The following is a 14,994-nucleotide window of genomic DNA, read 5'->3' on the forward strand; positions in this document are numbered from 1 at the left end:
CATTAACCTCGACGATCTGTTACGGTTCCCCTGAACTTAACGGAACCATATTCCCATTAGGAGTCGTCGTGAACATCGTGTCCGTACGCCGCGTCGCCGCACCTCTCTTCGCCGGATCCCTCGCCTTCGGCATCCTGGCCGCCCCGGCCGAGGCGGCACCCGTCGCCTGGACCGCGGCCTGGGGCGCTTCCCCCCAGCTTCCCAGCACCGGCTTCACGCCCAACTGGTCCCAGGAGGGCTTCTCCCACCAGTCCGTACGCCAGGTCGTCCGTGTCACCAAGGGTGGCAGCCTGGCCAGGATCCGGCTCTCCAACGCGTACGGGACCTCGCCACTGCACATCACGGGGGCGGTGATCGCACGCACCACCCGGGGCGCGGCGGTCGAGAAGGGGTCCGTCCGCCCCCTCACCTTCAACGGCGAACGTTCGACGTGGATACCGGCGCACGGGGAACTCCGTAGCGATGCGGCTCAACTGGGCCTGGAGAGCCTGGCGTCGGTGACCGTCACTCTCTATTTCGCGGGGACCACGGGCCCTGCCACCTTCCACTCCCAGGGCTGGGCCGACACCTACCGGGCAGAAGGTGATCACCGCGCCGACACGACGGGCGCCGCGTACACCGGTACGACCCAGTCCTGGTACTACCTCTCCGGTATCGAGGTGGGCGGCGCGTCGAACGCGTTCCCCTCAGGGGCGGCCCGGAAGTACGCCCGAGGCGCGGGCGACGGAGGCGGCGTAGCGGTCTTCGGTGACTCCATCACCGACGGCTTCGGCTCCACGCCCAACACCGACCGGCGCTACTCCGACGCCCTCACCGAGCTGACGGGGCGGCCCGTCGTCAACCAGGGCATCGGCGGCAACCTGGTGCTCAACGACTCCGCCTGGTTCGGCGAGCGCGCCACCGCCCGCTTCAGGCGTGACGTCCTGGACCAGCCGGGCATCTCCACGGTCGTCGTCCTCGAAGGGGTCAACGACATCGGCTTCAGCGAAGCCGCCAAGGGGCCGAATCCGCCCGCCACCTACAAGCCCGCCCCCGTGGTGTCGTCCCGCCAGCTCATCAGCGCCTACCGCACGCTGATCGACGCCGCGCACGACAAGGGCCTCGACGTCATCGGGGCGACCCTGCTGCCCTTCAAGGGCTCGGACCACTGGGGCCCGCACGCGGCGCAGGTCAGCAACGAGGTCAACGACTGGATCCGGCACTCGGGCGAGTTCGACGCGTACGTCGATTTCGACCGGGCGCTCGCCGCCCCCTCGGACCCGGACCGCCTCGATGCCGCCTACGCCTACAAGGACGCGCTGCACCCCAACGACGCCGGCTACCGGGTGATGGCGAATGAGGTGGCCGATGTCCTGGACAGGTGACACCGAGTGGCCGCAAGCCGAGGTCAGGCGGCGAGAGCCCTTCGGAGCGCTGCGAGTCCGTCCGAGAGCCGTAGGTGCGGCCCCTGTCGTCGAAGTCCGCCGTCCAGAACCCGGCGGGGATCCACCCATCCAGCGCGGCGACGTCCTCAGCGATACGGCTGGGCCTGGTGGCGCCGGGAACGGGTGGGCCATGGAGAACTGCAGGGCAGCAGCCTTGACACCGACGCCGTACCGCTGCGCGAGGGCCTTGATGCGCTCCACCCTGCTGATGATCCCGGCGGGCGCCTCCTGGTACTCGAAGTGCGTCCCGCCGGCCAGGAACCCCGAGCTGTAAGGACCGCCGACGACGATGTCGACGTTCCGCTCGGCAGCCGCGGGCAGCAGACGCTGCAGAGCCCGGCCGTGGTCCAGAAGGGTGGAGCGGCAGGCGAGGAGGAAGGCGTCCGGGGTGGGTCGTCGAGATCGAGGGTGAGCTCGAGCGGCTCCACCCGGTTCACACCCAGACCCCAGGCCTTGCTGACGCCCTCGGCGCGCAGCTTCCCCAGCCTGCGGAAGGGGCCTGTGCGGGCGGTCTCGTACTGGCGAGCCATTCGTCACCGTAGAAGTCCTGCGCGATGTCGTGCACTGTTCGGCTTCGGCACCGCTCCGCTGGCGGAACTCACGGCCGACCGCCTCGTTGAACCCCCGGGCTCGGCCGAGCCCGCAGGACGACGCCGTAGAGCAACGGAGACATGATGAGCAATGAGCTGGATCCCGCGGTGGCAAAGTTCATCGACGCGGTGAACGCCGGTGACCGCGATGCTCTCTTCGCGTCACTCACCGATGATGCGACGATGAGTGACGACGGGAGCGAGCGTGACATCGCGGACTGGACCGACAAGGAGATGTTCAGCAGCAACGGCCGGATGAAGGTCGAGTCGGTCAAGGACAAGGGGCGCTCGCTGGTGGTCGACTTCACCAATGACACCTGGGGCACCATGCGAACCGCCTGGCGATTCACCCTGACCGGCGGCCGGATCAGCCACTTCGACACCGGGCAGGCCTGAACCCGGTCGACCGCCGGGACTTGCCCGGCCGGGCGTGCGACGATCGTGGGGACCAACGGCCGACGGCGTCCGGGCCTTTCGCGAACGGAGCCAGGTGAAGGACGACAAGATACGCGCGCCCTCCTCGTCTACGAACGCGACGATTCCCCGCTCGCGCGACGCCGCAACGAGCTGAGCATCGCGCGGCTGCGCGCGGGTGGACCACTGCTGCCGGCGCTGGAGCCGCCTCCTCCTCCGCCTCCGGGCCCGCCGCCGCGGAACAAGGGTTGCGGACGCTGCTGCTACGGAATCCATGGTTCCGGGTCGGCCGCCTTGCCTTCGGTCTGGCCGCACGGAGCTTCGGGAGAGCGCGGGCTGGACGAGGGGCACCGGCTGAGGGGGCGTCGGGACGAGGTAGCTCCCTGACGCCCCGCCAGTCCCCGAAGGTCTGTCCCGCAGATCTGTCCGCACACGGATGGGGGTACCTCCCAGGCGAAGCCCCGGGGGACACGCTCGCCGCCGGCACCGAACAGGTGTCGGGGTTCGAGATGCTGCGGGCGTTCAGACCGCTCTACGGCGCCCCGGCACAAACTGAATGCAGAGCCAGGACCAGGGCCGTCGTATGGACGCGGTCGAGGCGCCATTCGCGCCGGACATGCACCGCGGCGGCGGTCAGCGTGGCGCGGCAGGAAGGGGCCGCCCGTGGCGCCGCCGATGCGGCGATCGCACGGACCAGGGCGAGGTTCAGCCGGTTGATCTTGTCGTGCACCGCGGAGAGGTCCGGGATCTCCTCCGGCGCGTGCGCCGGGTTCGCGTCCCAGCGGCTGTGCAGAGCTCGCTGCACATGCTTGTTCGCCTCGATCTGGTCCCGGAAGATCTTCACCGTCGCCACCGCATCGGCTGGCACTTCGCGCGCCTGGCGCGCCGCCGCGTCGAGGACCTGCTGCTCACGGACGGGGGCGTCCACGGGTTCGCCCGTCCCCCACTTGGCCGCGGCGACCAGTTCGGCCGTGCCGAGGCGCTGGGCCGAGAGGTCGGCGAGTGGGCGGAGCTCGCTGTACGATCCTCGGCCGGTCGTGGGGGCAGGTACCGCGGCTGTGGCCGAGCCGGTGCAGACGACGGCCGCGACCGCACCGGCGGTCGCCGCGCGCCATGCGGACGCGATCGGTTCCATGCGCCGATCGTACGGTCCCGCGTCGGTTTCCCTATGCTCCGCGCGGAGCGTACGGACGAGATGGCACACAAGTGGTCCATGTCCTCCTCGGTGGCCGGGACATGGCCGTCGGCGGCCTCAGAAGCAGAGCCGCTGCACGTCGTGACGGGCGATCAGAGGTCGCTGTCGATCCCGGTGACGGCCGGCGGACCCAGCGGTGCGTCCTCTTCGGAGAAGCCCGTCTCCCGCAGGGCGGCCGACACGAGGCGCACCGCGTCCATTTCCGCCTCGTACCGGTCTGGCGCATCGACTTCCAGCCGGATGGAGAAGGTGGCGTCATCGCCGAGGCTGAGCAGGTCGAGGCCTTCCTTCTCGCTCACGTCCGTGTGCTGGGCGCTCAGTTTGCGCTCCAGGGACGCACGGCGGGATTCCGTGATGTCTGTGACGAATGTGCCCGGCACGGTGATCACAAATGTGGTCATGGCAGCTCCTCACGGGTGCGCGATCGTTCTACGTCCCTTGCGGATACCCCTGATGTGCCGCGGTCACCGGGGACGCCTCGCGCCCAGCTCTCGCACGCGCCGGCCGGGCGCCGGGACCATCCGTACGATGCCGCGGACGAGTGTGTCGATCAGGTCGTCGGAAGGTGCGTCGCTTCCGTGCGTCAAGAGCCGGGCGAGGGTGTGCACCAGAGCGGGCGAGGCCATGACACGACGGCTGAGGAGCGGCCGGTATCCGTAGCGGGCGAGCACCAGCTCGGCGACGGTGTTGCCGAGCCGGTAGTAGCGTCCCCAGCGGCGGTTCACCTCATTCGCGTACTGCTGCAGAGCCTGCTCACGCCCGGGGCCGGCCGGACGGTGCAGGGCGAGAGCGACGGTCTCGGCCGCGACCTCGCCCGCCTCCATGGCCTGGACGATGCCCTCGCCGCTCCATGGACTGACCATGCCCGCGCTGTCGCCGACCAGGAGCAGACCGCGACGGTACTGAGGTCGGCGGTTGAACCCCATGGGCAGCGCGGCGCTGCGCAGTGGCGAGTCGGCGTTCTCCTCCCGCAGATCCCAGTGCTGGGGCACCCGGGTCAGCCACCGGTCCATGGTGGCCCGCAGGTCCACGGATCCGTGACCGCGGTGCGGCAGCGCGCCCAGGCCGACGTTCACGCGGCCGTCGCCGAGTGGGAAGATCCATCCGTATCCAGGCAGGTCACGGCCGGTACGGGAACAGAGGAGGTCGGCCCAGAGCTCCAGGTAGGGGTCATGGGTGCGGGCTTCGCTGCGGTAGTACCGGCGGGCGGCGGTGGCCATGGGCCTGTTCGGGTCGCGCTCCAGGCCCATGGCGAGGGCGGTCCGGGCGGAGGCGCCGTCGGCGGCGATCACCACGGGGGCGTGGTAGTTCCTCGGCTGCTTGTCGGCTCCCGCGACCGTACTCACGCCGACGATGCGGCCGGCACGGTCGGTCAAGGGGCCCGTCGCCTTGGTCTCCAGACACAACCGCGCTCCGGCGGCCACGGCCTGCCGGGCCAGGATGTCGTCGAAGTCGTGCCGGGAGCGGGTGAGGCCGAAGTCCGGGTGGCTGCCGGAGCGAGGCCAGTCGATGTGTACCTGGCGCCCTCCGCAGACCCACCGCATGCCTTTGGTCCGCATCCAGCCGGGAGCGTCGATGTCGACGCCCATGCGCACCAGCTGCTGAACACCTCGCGGTGTGAGACCGTCCCCGCACACCTTGTCCCGGGGGAAGCTGCCCTTCTCAAGGAGCAGTACGTCGACGCCGGCCCGGGCCAGGTGGAGTGCCGCCGCCGAACCCGCGGGCCCCGCACCCACCACGATCACCTGTGCCTGGTGGTCGTCGCTCCCCGCACCGTCGTCTGACTCCACGTGCTGACTCCTCGTTGAGCGTGGCCGGTGCCGGCGAGTTGGGTGTGTGCGAGACGCCAGGCCCCCGGATCGTGCTCCCCGAGGGCCTGGGCGATCTCGACCTGCGTTGTCAGGCAGCCGTGATGTTCTCCGCCTGCGGGCCCTTCTGGCCCTGGGTGACGTCGAAGGTGACGGCCTGGCCTTCCTGGAGCTCACGGAAGCCAGTCGCGTTGATGGCGGAGTAGTGAGCGAAGACGTCCGGCCCGCCGCCGTCCTGCTGGATGAAGCCGAAACCCTTTTCGGCGTTGAACCACTTGACGGTTCCGCTGGCCATGCTGGTGCCTTCCCTTTGATATCCGGATCCGCACCTCGCGGTCCCGGAGGCGCCGTGGGTCCGCACCCATACAGCAAAGCGCCCGCACCGAAGCGCGGGCAGGTACGGCGAACCACGACATCTGGCAGTGACGCTACATGGCGAAACCGGCCCCCACCAGAGAGCAACGGCACGATGTGCGCGTCCGGTGGGCTCCGCTCACTCCTACGGAGCGATTTGGGCGTGAACTGCGGATGTGAGTCACCGGATTGCTCACGTCGGGAAGCCGCGGACGATCCAGGTCCGGTTCCTGGTGATCGCTGCCCTCCAGGCACAACTTCGGGCCAACATCGCGCAGTCACCGCGGCGCGGAAAGTCCGCACACCGGGTGCCGTACGCTCCGGCTCCCCGCGTTCGAGCACATGGACGAGGCCCGTATCCGTGGTAATTCGGTATCCCCTGAGGGGTTACCCACGTTGGTGTCGGTAGCATCAGCCGCCCTAGGTATTTGAGACACACAGCGAAGGACGAGGACTGCATGTCCGAAAACACTCCTACATCCGGCATCAGCGCAGACTACGCACAGCGGATCACCGACGATCTCGCTGCGAACCGAAGTGAGCAGGACCGGACGCGCACCGAGCTGACCCGACTGCAGGACGAGCTCATCCAGTTGGAGGAGGGTGAGCGCATCCTGGTCAAGATGCAAGAGGTGCTCGGCGGCACCGGGAAGCCTGCTGCGCGCAAGGCCAAGGGCGACAAGCCGGCGGCCTCCGTCCCGGCCGCGCGGCGCGCCAAGGGCAGGACCGCGGCCAAGAAGAGCGGCAGCGGCTCGAAGCCTCAGGCAGAGAAGCAGACGTCCACCCCCGACCGGACCACGGCGCCCAAGAAGGCCGGGGAGCCGACGTGGCGCGAGTTGGTCACGGGGTATCTCGCGGATCAGAGGGAGCCGAGGTCCGCCGCCGAGGTGGCAGCCGCCCTGAGCGAGGCCCACCCTCAGCGGACGACCCAGGTCACCGTGGTGCGCAACACCCTTGAGCAAGGGGTCGCGCACGGGCTGCTGGAGCGCTCGAAGCAGGGTCGCTCCGTCTACTACAGCCCTGTCTCTGCCGCGAACGTCGGCGGCGCCGGTACCGCGGCCGAGTAGCCGCGCCTCAAGGGCTGAGGACCCATGCGTCCCGGCCCGTCCCCCAGGCCGTTGACCGCCTGTCCGGTGGTCCGACCGCTCCAACTCGGACATCCGGGCCCGGGCGGTCCGGCACGCACACCTGCGGCGTTGTCGACGAAGCGGCGGCCGGGGAGGCGCGTCTCCCCGCCTCCCGGCTGCCTCGTCCCCACCCTGACTCGCGGCCGTCCCCGCGGGGAACAGATGCCTAGCGCCGTTACGTCCGGCCTGATCCAGAAGAAGCGTGCACCACACAAGATTGGGAGTGTACGTTCGTACGCTCTGACTGTACGGTCCTCCGTATGACTGTTGACGCGCCGAGCCGGCCCGCCCTGGCCGAGCGGCAGGCCCGGGTAGCCGTTGCCGTGCTGTTCTTCACCAACGGGGCCCTCTTCGCCAACCTGCTGCCGAGATACCCGCAGATCAAAGCCGATCTGGACATGAGCAACGCCGTTTACGGGCTGGCCGTCGCGGCCTTCCCGGCGGGGGCCATCGCCGCCGGTCTCGCGGCGGGCGCCGCCATCCGCAGACTTGGTTCGGCGCGGGCGGCGGTGCTGGGCACCCTGCTGACCGGTGCGGGCATTCTCGCCGCGGGCCTGGCCGACTCGGTCGCACTCTTCGCGGGAGCGCTGTTCCTGGCCGGCGCGATGGACGCTGTCACCGATGTCGCGCAGAACGCCCATGGACTGCGGGTGCAGCGCCGCTACGGACGCTCCATCATCAATTCCTTCCACGCGATCTGGTCGATCGGCGCCGTCGCCGGGGGGTCCATGGCCGCCGCCGCGATCGCGCTCGGTCTCCCGAGGGGCCAGCACCTGACGATCTCTGCCGTGGTGTTCGCGGTCGCGGCGTGCGTCGCTCTGCGGTACTGCTTGTCCGGCCCCGAGAGCGAGCCGGCCACTGCGCCCGAGTCCGACGGCCGCGTGTACCGCGCTGCGGGCCATGAGGCCACGGCCCGGCGGCGCACCATCTCCGTGCTGGCTGCCCTCGTCCTCATCGCGACGGCCGGGACCCTCGTCGAGGACGCGGGCAGTTCCTGGGCGACGCTCTACCTGTCCGGATCGCTGCACGCATCGGTCACTCTGGCGGCCTTCGGCTATATCGCCCTGGTGGGAGCCCAGTTCATCGGCCGCATCATCGGCGACCGGCTCGTCGACCGGTTCGGCCAGCGCACCGTGGCTCGGGCCGGCGGCCTGATCACGGCAGCCGGCATGGGCCTCGCACTGGCGGCGCCCTCGGTACCCGGCACGATCCTGGGTTTTGCCGCGGCCGGGTTCGGCGTGGCGACACTCGTACCCGCGGCCATGCACGAAGCCGATGAACTGCCCGGCCTCAAGCCCGGCTCGGGGCTGGCCATCGTCTCCTGGCTCATGCGCCTGGGCTTCCTGGCCTCGCCCCCGATCGTCGGGCTGGTCACCGACGCCACGAGTCTCCGGGTGGGCCTCCTGGTGGTGCCACTCGCCGGGCTGCTCGCGCTCCTCCTCGCAGGAGTGCTGCGGAACGGGGACACGAGCAGCCGGTTGAGCACGTAGCGGATCCGTCTCCGCCCGTCGTCGTCAGTGGCGCGGCGCCGGGTACGCCCTGGGCAGAGGCATGCCACGAGCGGCCATGATGTCCCGTACCCGGTCGGGGTAATCGGTGATGACTCCGTCGACGCCGATGTCCATGAGCGCCTCGACGGTGGCCGGGTCGTCACAGGTCCAGGGGATGACCTCCAGTCCGCGCCGGTGCGCGTCCCGGATCATCTTCCTGTCGGGGTAGAACCGGAAGCCGGGGTCCGCGACCGTTCCGTTCTGCGGGAATCCGTAGTTCGGGGACAGCGCGGTCACCCCGGGGACGGACGCCGCTGCCCTCACGAAGTCACCGTCGTAGTCGTCGGCGTCGATGCCGCCGAGCCAGGGGGAAGCGCCGGGCTCCCCCACTTCGAGGAAGTCGTAGTTCGTCAGCGCCACCAGAGGGTATGCGGGCGCGAGCTCGTGCATCTCCTTGAGCGCCCCCCAGTCGAAGGACTGGACGGACACCTGCTTGCCGATGCCCGACCGGCGGATCTCTTCGTGGACACGGCGCACGAACAACTTGCGCGGAGCGGTCTGCTCCGGCGCCCCGGCCTCCACCTTCGTCTCGATGTTCAGCTTGATCCGCTTGGCGCCGTAGTTCTTCACCAGGTCGAGGACGTCCTTCAGTTCGACCATGCGGTGGCCCTTGATCTGTTCCTGCTCAGGGAAACCGGGCAGCTGCTGGAAGCCGCAGTCCATGCTCTTGATCTGTTCGAGCGTCAGGTCCTTGATGTACTTGCCGACATACGGGTACATCGGGTCGCCGGGTGTGAGCGGGCCGGTGTCCTCGCACTTCTGGGCGCTGACCTGACGGTCGTGAGTCACCACCACCCTCCGGTCCTTGGTGACCTGGGTATCCAGCTCCAGAGTGCTGACGCCCATGCGTATCGCTTTGGCGAAGCCCTCGAGGGACGCCTCCGTGGTCAGTCCGAGGCCTCCGCGGTGGGCCTGCAGGTCGAAGGCGGCCCTGCGAACCGGTTCGTGCTTGAGGGGAGCCGTGGCCGCCTGCGCGGTCGCCGGGACAGCGAGCGCGGGCAGAAGGGCCAGGCCGGCGACTGCGTGCCTCAGGGACATGTATGCCTCGTCTGTTGCGTCGAACTGGACGCCGCGAAGCCAATCCTGGGGGTTCGGCCCGCACGCGGCCCCAAAGCAAGGACATGATGAACGTACGCGTAACGGTCGCTTCCGAGGAAGCCCTGGGCCCTCCGCGACGCCGGCCCCATGGCCCCGTTCGGGTGAATTCCTGGCAGGCGGGGAATAGCGGGTTCAGGTGGCTGTTGACATCACCATGACTTCTGAGACGCGTGAGACATTCGGACGGGTCGGCATCTGGAGCGGTGCGCTGCACGCGTCACGCACGGATGACGCGGGCAGGGACGCGATCGCGGAAGCGGCCGCCGAGCTGGAAGAGCTGAAGTACGGCACTCTCTGGATCGGAGGCAGTCCCTCGGTCGACGACGCCGCGGCTGTCGTCGCCGCCACCCGCACGGTCACCGTGGCGACCGGCATCCTGAGCATCTGGGACCACTCCGCCGAGGAGGTGGCGACGCGGGTCGCCGAGATCGACGCGAGCGCGCGCGGACGGTTCGTGCTCGGCCTGGGCGTCAGCCACGGCCCGATGGTGCCGCAGTACAAGAAGCCGTACAGCGAGATGGTCACCTATCTCGACTCTCTCGACGCCGCGAACCCGCCGGTGGGGCCGGGACGCCGGGTCCTCGCCGCGCTCGGCCCGAAGATGCTGAAGCTCGCCACCGACCGGGCGCTGGGAGCGCACCCCTATCTCGTCACCGCGGAGCACACCGCGGAGGCGCGTACGGCGCTCGGCCCCGACGCGTTGCTCGCCCCGGAACTCTCGGTGGTCCTCGACACCGACACCGACCGGGCCCGCACCACCGCACGCAGCATGCTGGCGATGTACCTCCAGCTGCCCAACTACACGGACAACCTGCTTCGCCTGGGGTTCGCGGAGAGCGACTTCGACGGCGGCGGCAGCGTCCGTCTCCTGGACGCGCTCTTCGCCCTGGGCGACGCCGGGCGTGTGAAGGCCAGGACCCAGGAGTACCTCGACGCGGGCGCCGACCACGTGGCGCTCCAGATCCTCACCGCCGAAGACGGCGGCAGCGGCCTGCCGCGGGCCGAATGGCGCGAGCTGGCAGAGGCGTTCGGCGACGAGCTGTAGCGGGCCGCTCTCGCGTAGGGACGCCGGGCGTCCTCCCGGTTCGAGGGGAGGTCCCGGCTACGCGCGACTCGCAGAGCTCCGTGAACCCGGCGCTCAGGCGAGTGTCATCTGGACGGCCGGGATCGAGGAGGGTTGGAGACCTCCGAGCGGCTCAACCTCGTCGACGCCATCCTGGACCGCCAGAACCGCAACGCCCTCTGTTGGCACCCGTCGTACGACGGGTCGCCCCCACGCGGTTCCCGGGCGCACCGGGTCACAGGACTCTGCGCATGCAGACCCTTGGCCATCGGTCCAGGCCGTGAGCGGCCTCCAGTCGGCGGATTTACCGCAGGTCGGGGCCGATCTCTCTGTCGTCGAGCGAGTGGAAGCCGCAGCGCGCGTAATAGGGCGCGTTCCAGGGGACATCGGCGAACGTGGTGAGGGTGAGAGCCGGCGCGCCGCAGGCCGCGGCATGACCGGCGAGGTGGTCCAGCAACCCGCGTCCGACAGCGCGACGTGCCTGATCCGGGTGGACCGACACCTGCTCGACGTGGAGGTTCCCGTCCACGTGTTCAGCGATGAGGTAGGCCACTGGAGCGTCCTCCGGATCGACGGCGACCCAGGCCGTCCCGTTCCTCAGGTAGCGCGCCAGTTCACCGACCAGGAGTGGCTCGTCCTCGGCGATCTCGGACATGCCGATGTCACGGAAGCACTGTCCGGCGGCTCGCTCGATGTCCTGGAGAAGCGGAAGCTCTTCGACGGTCACGGGGCGGATACGCATGGGGACATTGTCCCCGGCGCCCCGGTCTCCGCGTGCGCCGCCCCGGGCGGACGAGCACGCCGGGCGACGGTCATCGTCGGCCGGCGCGCGGCCCGTTACCGATGCCTGCGACGTGCAGAGCCAGCAGGAGGAGGCCGATGAGAATGACGTCGTGCGTGTCGGCGCCACCGTGCGCCGCCCCACGTCGGCACGCACAGGTTTCGTCGCGACCTGCTGAAGCTGTTCGAGGCAAACGCGCATGGCCCGGCGCACCGCGCTTCCGTGGCATCGGACCCTGGCCATCTCCTGAGGGTCGAGCTCGGCCCGGCCGTCCCGGAACGACACGTAGCGGTGCACGTCGACGCCGTCAGCCCGTCAGCCCGTCAGCGGCATCAAGCCGTGTACTGGTAGGCCGGGTAGGTCAGGTAACCGGCGTCGCCGCCCTGGTAGTACGTGGTCTCGTCGACGGGGGCGATCGGCAGCCGGGAACGCAGCCGCTCCACGAGGTCGGGGTTGGCGATGAACGCGCGGCCGAAGCCGATCAGGTCCGCCCCGAGCTCGAGCCAGTGGTCCGCTTCGGCCCTGCCGGTCTGCTTCGGCCCCATGGGGAACACAGGATTCATGATCAAGGTCCCGGGCCATGCCCGCCTCAGATCCAGCAGCACTTCTTCGCCTGCCGTGGCCTCGAGGTGTACGTACGCGAGGTCCAGCCGCGCCAGCTCGGCAAGCAGCGCCTTGTTGAGCTCAAGGGCATCGGTCTCCTCGACGCCCCAGAAGCCGCCGCCCGGGGACAGGCGTATGCCGGTCCTCGCGCCTCCGACCGCCTGCACCGTCGCGGAGACCGCCTCGACGGCGAACCGGATCCGGTTGGCCACCGAGCCGCCGTACGAGTCCGTACGCAGGTTGGCGTTCGACGAGAGGAACTGGGAGATCAAGTAGCCGTTGGCGCCGTGGAGTTCCACACCGTCGAATCCCGCGTCGATCGCACGGCGGGCGGCGCTCGCGTACGCCAGGGCGTGCTCCCCCACCTCGGCGGTCTCCAGTTCACGCGGGAGCGGGGCGGGCTGGGGGCCCGTGGGGGTGAACACGTCGCCCACCGCGGGGACCGCGGAGGGCCCGACCGGCTGCATACCGGTGGTGTCCGGGTGCGACACCCGGCCGCCGTGCATGATCTGCGCGAAGATACGGCCGCCGTTCGCATGCACCGCGGACGTCACCGGACGCCACGCGGCCACCTGCTCATCGGTGTGCAGTCCCGGTGTGCCGGGATTGGACTGACCGATCAAGCTCGGCTGCACCCCCTCGCTCACGATGAGTCCGGCCGTCGCCCGCTGGGCGTAATAGGCGGCCATGGAGGAGGTCGCGAGACCGCCCGCGGCAGCCCGTACCCGCGTCATCGGGGCCATCACCATCCGGTTGGGCAGCGTCAGATCACCGAGCTGATAGCTGTGGAAGAGGCCGGTCATGTCAAGAACTCCCCTGCGTCGATACTCCGCACCCGGCTGCCGGGCACATCGATTACGCTAAAACCTCACATCAATGTCAGAGGCAAGGCTTGTGACGCACACCACAGACCACAGGGGGTCTCATGCGGATCGGGGAACTCGCGTCACGGACCGGAGCGAGCGTCCGGTCCCTGCGCTACTACGAGGAGCAAGGACTGCTCACCAGCGTCCGCAGCAGCAGCGGGCAACGGCACTACACGGACGACCAGCCCGAGCGGGTCGGATTCATCCAGCGGATGTACGCGGCAGGCCTCTCCAGCCGCACCATCGCCGAGCTGCTCCCCTGCGTCGACTCGCCGAGCCAGGACAACTCCGACTCCGCGCTCGAGCGGATGGCGCTCGAACGAGACAGGCTCACCCGGCATATCGCCGACCTCGCGTCCACCCGGGACGCGCTCGACGGACTCATCTCCACGGCTCGTGCCTACCGGGAACAGCTTCAGGGAACAGCGACCGGCTGAGGCGCACGGAGGCCACGCCGGCCGATGCGTCCTGGTCGCCGTCACCCGCCTCCACAGCGACCGGCCGGAGAAGCGGCGCGGCACCCTGGTCGTCATCCCGGGTGGGCCCGGCTCGTCCGGAGTGCAGCGTTACAGACGGCTCTGGGCGAGGCGTACGACCTCGTCGGCGGGATCGGGGAGGACACCGCACGGTCCCTCCGGACCGCCGAGTCCTGCGCCACCAACGGGGGTGCGGTGCTGCGGTCGTTCACGACCAGGAACGAGGCCCGTGACCTCGACCGCCTCCGACAGGCCCTGGGCGAGCGGAAGCTGTCGGTGTGGGGCACCTCCTACGGGGCGTATCCGGCGCCGTGTACAGGCAGACCCAGCCCGGTCGCGTCGACCGCGTGGTCCTCGACAGCACGGGGGCCCCGATCCCGCACGGGTCGTACGTGGGTGGCTGGAGAACATGTCGCGGGGCTACGCCGACCGCTGCGCGGACTTCGCGGCCCGGTCGGCCGGTCCCGCCCGTGAGGCGGAGGGGCTGCGGCCGGCTCAGCGCGCCGAGGACGTGGAACCACTCTTCCTCGGGCTGGCCGACCAACTGGACCGCGCTCCGCGCGACTCGGGGACGCCGGGCGACCCGCTGACCGGCAACGGGCTGAGGCAGGCGTTCCAGTACGCCCTCTACAGCGACGCCGCGTTCCCGGCGGTGGCCCGCCTGGTCCAGGAGGCCCGACGCGCGGAGGCCGACCGACCCTGCCGCCGGACCTGGCCCAGGTCATCCCGGACGAGGACGCGTCGCTCATGGTCGCGGTGATCTGCAACGACGTGCGCTGGCCGGGTCCCGCTGCCGGGTACGCGGAGCGGGTCGACGCCGACCGGGCCAGGTATCCGCTGACGGCCGGGACGCCCCGCAACATCACCCCGTGCGCTTTCTCGAAGGACGCCCCGGCCGAGAAGCCCGTTGGATCACCGACGAGGGCCCGTCGAACATCCTGATGGTGCAGAGTCTGCGCGATCCGGCGCCCCCCCCTACGCCGGTGCGCTGAAGATGCGTGCGGCGCTCGGCGACCGCGCCAGGATGGTCGCCGAGCGCCGGGGTGGGCACGGGATGCATCTGGGTAACCGCAACAAGTGCGGCGACAGCGCCGTGACCCGGCGCGCTGCATACGGGAGGGCACCCGGCACCGCGGTGACGGGCCCGGCAGTGGAGGCGGACGGCTCAGGGGCTGTCCGCCTCCCAGGCCCAGCGCCTCGGATCGCCGGTCACAGGCCCGTACACGGCACGTCCTCCCGCACCGAACTTCCCGAGCTCCGTGCCCAGTGCGGCCCCGACGGCGAGGCGCTCCTCGGGCCAGCCGGTCACGTCCAGGAGCAGCCCGTCCAGTGGGCCGCCCACCAGCTCCACGTAGACGTGCCCGGCCCGCGGCCCCGGGTCCGGGTCGTCGTGGTCGGCGCCGTAGACGCGGCGCCTCATCAGTTCGTCCATGGCTCCAGCATCACAGCCACCACCGACAATCCCCTCGGCGAGCCGGCGCCACATGGCGGCTCGTCACCTGAGTGTGGGCGGGCGCCAGACCGTGGCCGTGTACTCGATCTCGTACGGGCCGCTGGGCCTGCGGTCGAACCAGACCGTCGCCCCACCGGGTACGTCGATGTCGAGAACACCGTCCGCGGCTGTCACGCTCCCACCCTCCTGGAG

The 14,994-nt window shown here is 70.1% G+C and carries 15 protein-coding genes and 3 pseudogenes; 8 read left to right on the forward strand and 10 right to left on the reverse strand.

Annotation, left to right across the window (positions count from 1 at the left end; translation table 11 throughout):
- The first annotated feature begins 68 nt into the window (after window positions 1-68).
- Window positions 69-1,364, forward strand: coding sequence for an SGNH/GDSL hydrolase family protein (locus ACIBCU_RS29275; protein WP_399235110.1), 1,296 nt, complete (start codon window positions 69-71; stop codon window positions 1,362-1,364).
- 97 nt (window positions 1,365-1,461) lie between these two features.
- On the opposite strand, the pseudogene ACIBCU_RS29280 reads toward ACIBCU_RS29275, so the two are convergent.
- A pseudogene (locus ACIBCU_RS29280) lies at window positions 1,462-1,989 on the reverse strand (aldo/keto reductase); the annotation flags it as partial.
- Between the two features lie 106 nt (window positions 1,990-2,095).
- Between ACIBCU_RS29280 and ACIBCU_RS29285 the strand changes: the two are divergent.
- A complete protein-coding gene (locus ACIBCU_RS29285) occupies window positions 2,096-2,410 on the forward strand; it encodes a nuclear transport factor 2 family protein (protein WP_362930865.1) in 315 nt (104 codons plus the stop codon).
- 550 nt (window positions 2,411-2,960) lie between these two features.
- Here ACIBCU_RS29285 and aroQ read toward each other — a convergent pair.
- From aroQ to ACIBCU_RS29305, 4 genes are all read right to left on the reverse strand, one after another.
- The gene (gene aroQ, locus ACIBCU_RS29290; protein WP_399235113.1) at window positions 2,961-3,563 is read right to left on the reverse strand and encodes a gamma subclass chorismate mutase AroQ; all 603 of its coding nucleotides are present in this window, start codon (window positions 3,561-3,563) and stop codon (window positions 2,961-2,963) included.
- Window positions 3,564-3,715: 152 nt separating this feature from the next.
- On the reverse strand, window positions 3,716-4,024 hold the full coding sequence (locus ACIBCU_RS29295; protein ID WP_399235115.1) for a hypothetical protein: 309 nt from the start codon (window positions 4,022-4,024) through the stop codon (window positions 3,716-3,718).
- Between the two features lie 63 nt (window positions 4,025-4,087).
- On the reverse strand, window positions 4,088-5,413 hold the full coding sequence (locus ACIBCU_RS29300) for a geranylgeranyl reductase family protein (RefSeq protein WP_399235117.1): 1,326 nt from the start codon (window positions 5,411-5,413) through the stop codon (window positions 4,088-4,090).
- Between the two features lie 109 nt (window positions 5,414-5,522).
- Window positions 5,523-5,726, reverse strand: a complete 204-nt coding sequence (locus ACIBCU_RS29305) for a cold-shock protein (RefSeq protein WP_031096051.1) — start codon at window positions 5,724-5,726, stop codon at window positions 5,523-5,525.
- Window positions 5,727-6,243: 517 nt separating this feature from the next.
- On the opposite strand from ACIBCU_RS29305, the gene ACIBCU_RS29310 reads away from it, so the two are divergent.
- Both ACIBCU_RS29310 and ACIBCU_RS29315 read left to right on the forward strand, forming a co-directional pair.
- Window positions 6,244-6,852 carry a hypothetical protein gene (locus tag ACIBCU_RS29310; protein WP_399235120.1) on the forward strand — a complete coding sequence of 203 codons (609 nt, stop codon included), beginning with the start codon at window positions 6,244-6,246 and terminating at the stop codon, window positions 6,850-6,852.
- Between the two features lie 320 nt (window positions 6,853-7,172).
- The gene (locus ACIBCU_RS29315) at window positions 7,173-8,402 is read left to right on the forward strand and encodes an MFS transporter (RefSeq protein ID WP_362930875.1); all 1,230 of its coding nucleotides are present in this window, start codon (window positions 7,173-7,175) and stop codon (window positions 8,400-8,402) included.
- Between the two features lie 24 nt (window positions 8,403-8,426).
- Here ACIBCU_RS29315 and ACIBCU_RS29320 read toward each other — a convergent pair whose 3' ends face one another.
- Window positions 8,427-9,500 (reverse strand): glycerophosphodiester phosphodiesterase family protein, encoded by a 1,074-nt coding sequence (locus tag ACIBCU_RS29320; RefSeq protein WP_362930877.1) that lies wholly within the window; start codon window positions 9,498-9,500, stop codon window positions 8,427-8,429.
- A gap of 214 nt (window positions 9,501-9,714) precedes the next feature.
- On the opposite strand from ACIBCU_RS29320, the gene ACIBCU_RS29325 reads away from it, so the two are divergent.
- Entirely contained in the window at window positions 9,715-10,605 is an 891-nt protein-coding gene (locus tag ACIBCU_RS29325) for a TIGR03620 family F420-dependent LLM class oxidoreductase (RefSeq protein ID WP_399235123.1), read from the forward strand.
- A gap of 253 nt (window positions 10,606-10,858) precedes the next feature.
- Here the strand turns inward: ACIBCU_RS29325 and ACIBCU_RS29330 are convergent.
- Together ACIBCU_RS29330 and ACIBCU_RS29335 are read right to left on the reverse strand one after the other, a co-directional pair.
- A pseudogene (locus ACIBCU_RS29330) lies at window positions 10,859-11,365 on the reverse strand (GNAT family N-acetyltransferase).
- Between the two features lie 371 nt (window positions 11,366-11,736).
- Window positions 11,737-12,810 carry an alkene reductase gene (locus ACIBCU_RS29335; RefSeq protein WP_362930883.1) on the reverse strand — a complete coding sequence of 358 codons (1,074 nt, stop codon included), beginning with the start codon at window positions 12,808-12,810 and terminating at the stop codon, window positions 11,737-11,739.
- Window positions 12,811-12,932: 122 nt separating this feature from the next.
- Between ACIBCU_RS29335 and ACIBCU_RS29340 the strand changes: the two genes are divergently transcribed.
- From ACIBCU_RS29340 to ACIBCU_RS29350, 3 genes and pseudogenes are all read left to right on the forward strand, one after another.
- The gene (locus ACIBCU_RS29340) at window positions 12,933-13,310 is read left to right on the forward strand and encodes a MerR family transcriptional regulator (RefSeq protein WP_399235126.1); all 378 of its coding nucleotides are present in this window, start codon (window positions 12,933-12,935) and stop codon (window positions 13,308-13,310) included.
- Window positions 13,311-13,758: 448 nt separating this feature from the next.
- The gene (locus ACIBCU_RS29345; RefSeq protein ID WP_399235128.1) at window positions 13,759-14,109 is read left to right on the forward strand and encodes a hypothetical protein; all 351 of its coding nucleotides are present in this window, start codon (window positions 13,759-13,761) and stop codon (window positions 14,107-14,109) included.
- A gap of 264 nt (window positions 14,110-14,373) precedes the next feature.
- Window positions 14,374-14,418 (forward strand): annotated as a pseudogene (locus ACIBCU_RS29350) (hypothetical protein); the annotation flags it as partial.
- Between the two features lie 96 nt (window positions 14,419-14,514).
- Here ACIBCU_RS29350 and ACIBCU_RS29355 read toward each other — a convergent pair.
- On the reverse strand, window positions 14,515-14,781 hold the full coding sequence (locus tag ACIBCU_RS29355) for a hypothetical protein (RefSeq protein WP_362930887.1): 267 nt from the start codon (window positions 14,779-14,781) through the stop codon (window positions 14,515-14,517).
- Window positions 14,782-14,844: 63 nt separating this feature from the next.
- Window positions 14,845-14,976 carry a hypothetical protein gene (locus tag ACIBCU_RS29360; protein WP_399235130.1) on the reverse strand — a complete coding sequence of 44 codons (132 nt, stop codon included), beginning with the start codon at window positions 14,974-14,976 and terminating at the stop codon, window positions 14,845-14,847.
- Window positions 14,977-14,994: the final 18 nt, after the last annotated feature.

The sequence above is a fragment of the Streptomyces sp. NPDC051064 genome (assembly GCF_044455985.1).
In the GTDB taxonomy this organism is placed as follows: domain Bacteria; phylum Actinomycetota; class Actinomycetes; order Streptomycetales; family Streptomycetaceae; genus Streptomyces.

Bases quoted from the DNA above. Each gene is read 5' to 3' on its own strand.
- ACIBCU_RS29345 (WP_399235128.1), top strand. From the start codon at position 13,759: ATGTCGCGGGGCTACGCCGACCGCTGCGCGGACTTCGCGGCCCGGTCG.
- ACIBCU_RS29320 (WP_362930877.1), bottom strand. From the start codon at position 9,500: ATGTCCCTGAGGCACGCAGTCGCCGGCCTGGCCCTTCTGCCCGCGCTC.
- ACIBCU_RS29305 (WP_031096051.1), bottom strand. From the start codon at position 5,726: ATGGCCAGCGGAACCGTCAAGTGGTTCAACGCCGAAAAGGGTTTCGGC.
- ACIBCU_RS29325 (WP_399235123.1), top strand. From the start codon at position 9,715: ATGACTTCTGAGACGCGTGAGACATTCGGACGGGTCGGCATCTGGAGC.
- ACIBCU_RS29285 (WP_362930865.1), top strand. From the start codon at position 2,096: ATGATGAGCAATGAGCTGGATCCCGCGGTGGCAAAGTTCATCGACGCG.
- ACIBCU_RS29310 (WP_399235120.1), top strand. From the start codon at position 6,244: ATGTCCGAAAACACTCCTACATCCGGCATCAGCGCAGACTACGCACAG.
- ACIBCU_RS29355 (WP_362930887.1), bottom strand. From the start codon at position 14,781: ATGGACGAACTGATGAGGCGCCGCGTCTACGGCGCCGACCACGACGAC.
- aroQ (WP_399235113.1), bottom strand. From the start codon at position 3,563: ATGGAACCGATCGCGTCCGCATGGCGCGCGGCGACCGCCGGTGCGGTC.
- ACIBCU_RS29295 (WP_399235115.1), bottom strand. From the start codon at position 4,024: ATGACCACATTTGTGATCACCGTGCCGGGCACATTCGTCACAGACATC.
- ACIBCU_RS29315 (WP_362930875.1), top strand. From the start codon at position 7,173: ATGACTGTTGACGCGCCGAGCCGGCCCGCCCTGGCCGAGCGGCAGGCC.
- ACIBCU_RS29335 (WP_362930883.1), bottom strand. From the start codon at position 12,810: ATGACCGGCCTCTTCCACAGCTATCAGCTCGGTGATCTGACGCTGCCC.
- ACIBCU_RS29340 (WP_399235126.1), top strand. From the start codon at position 12,933: ATGCGGATCGGGGAACTCGCGTCACGGACCGGAGCGAGCGTCCGGTCC.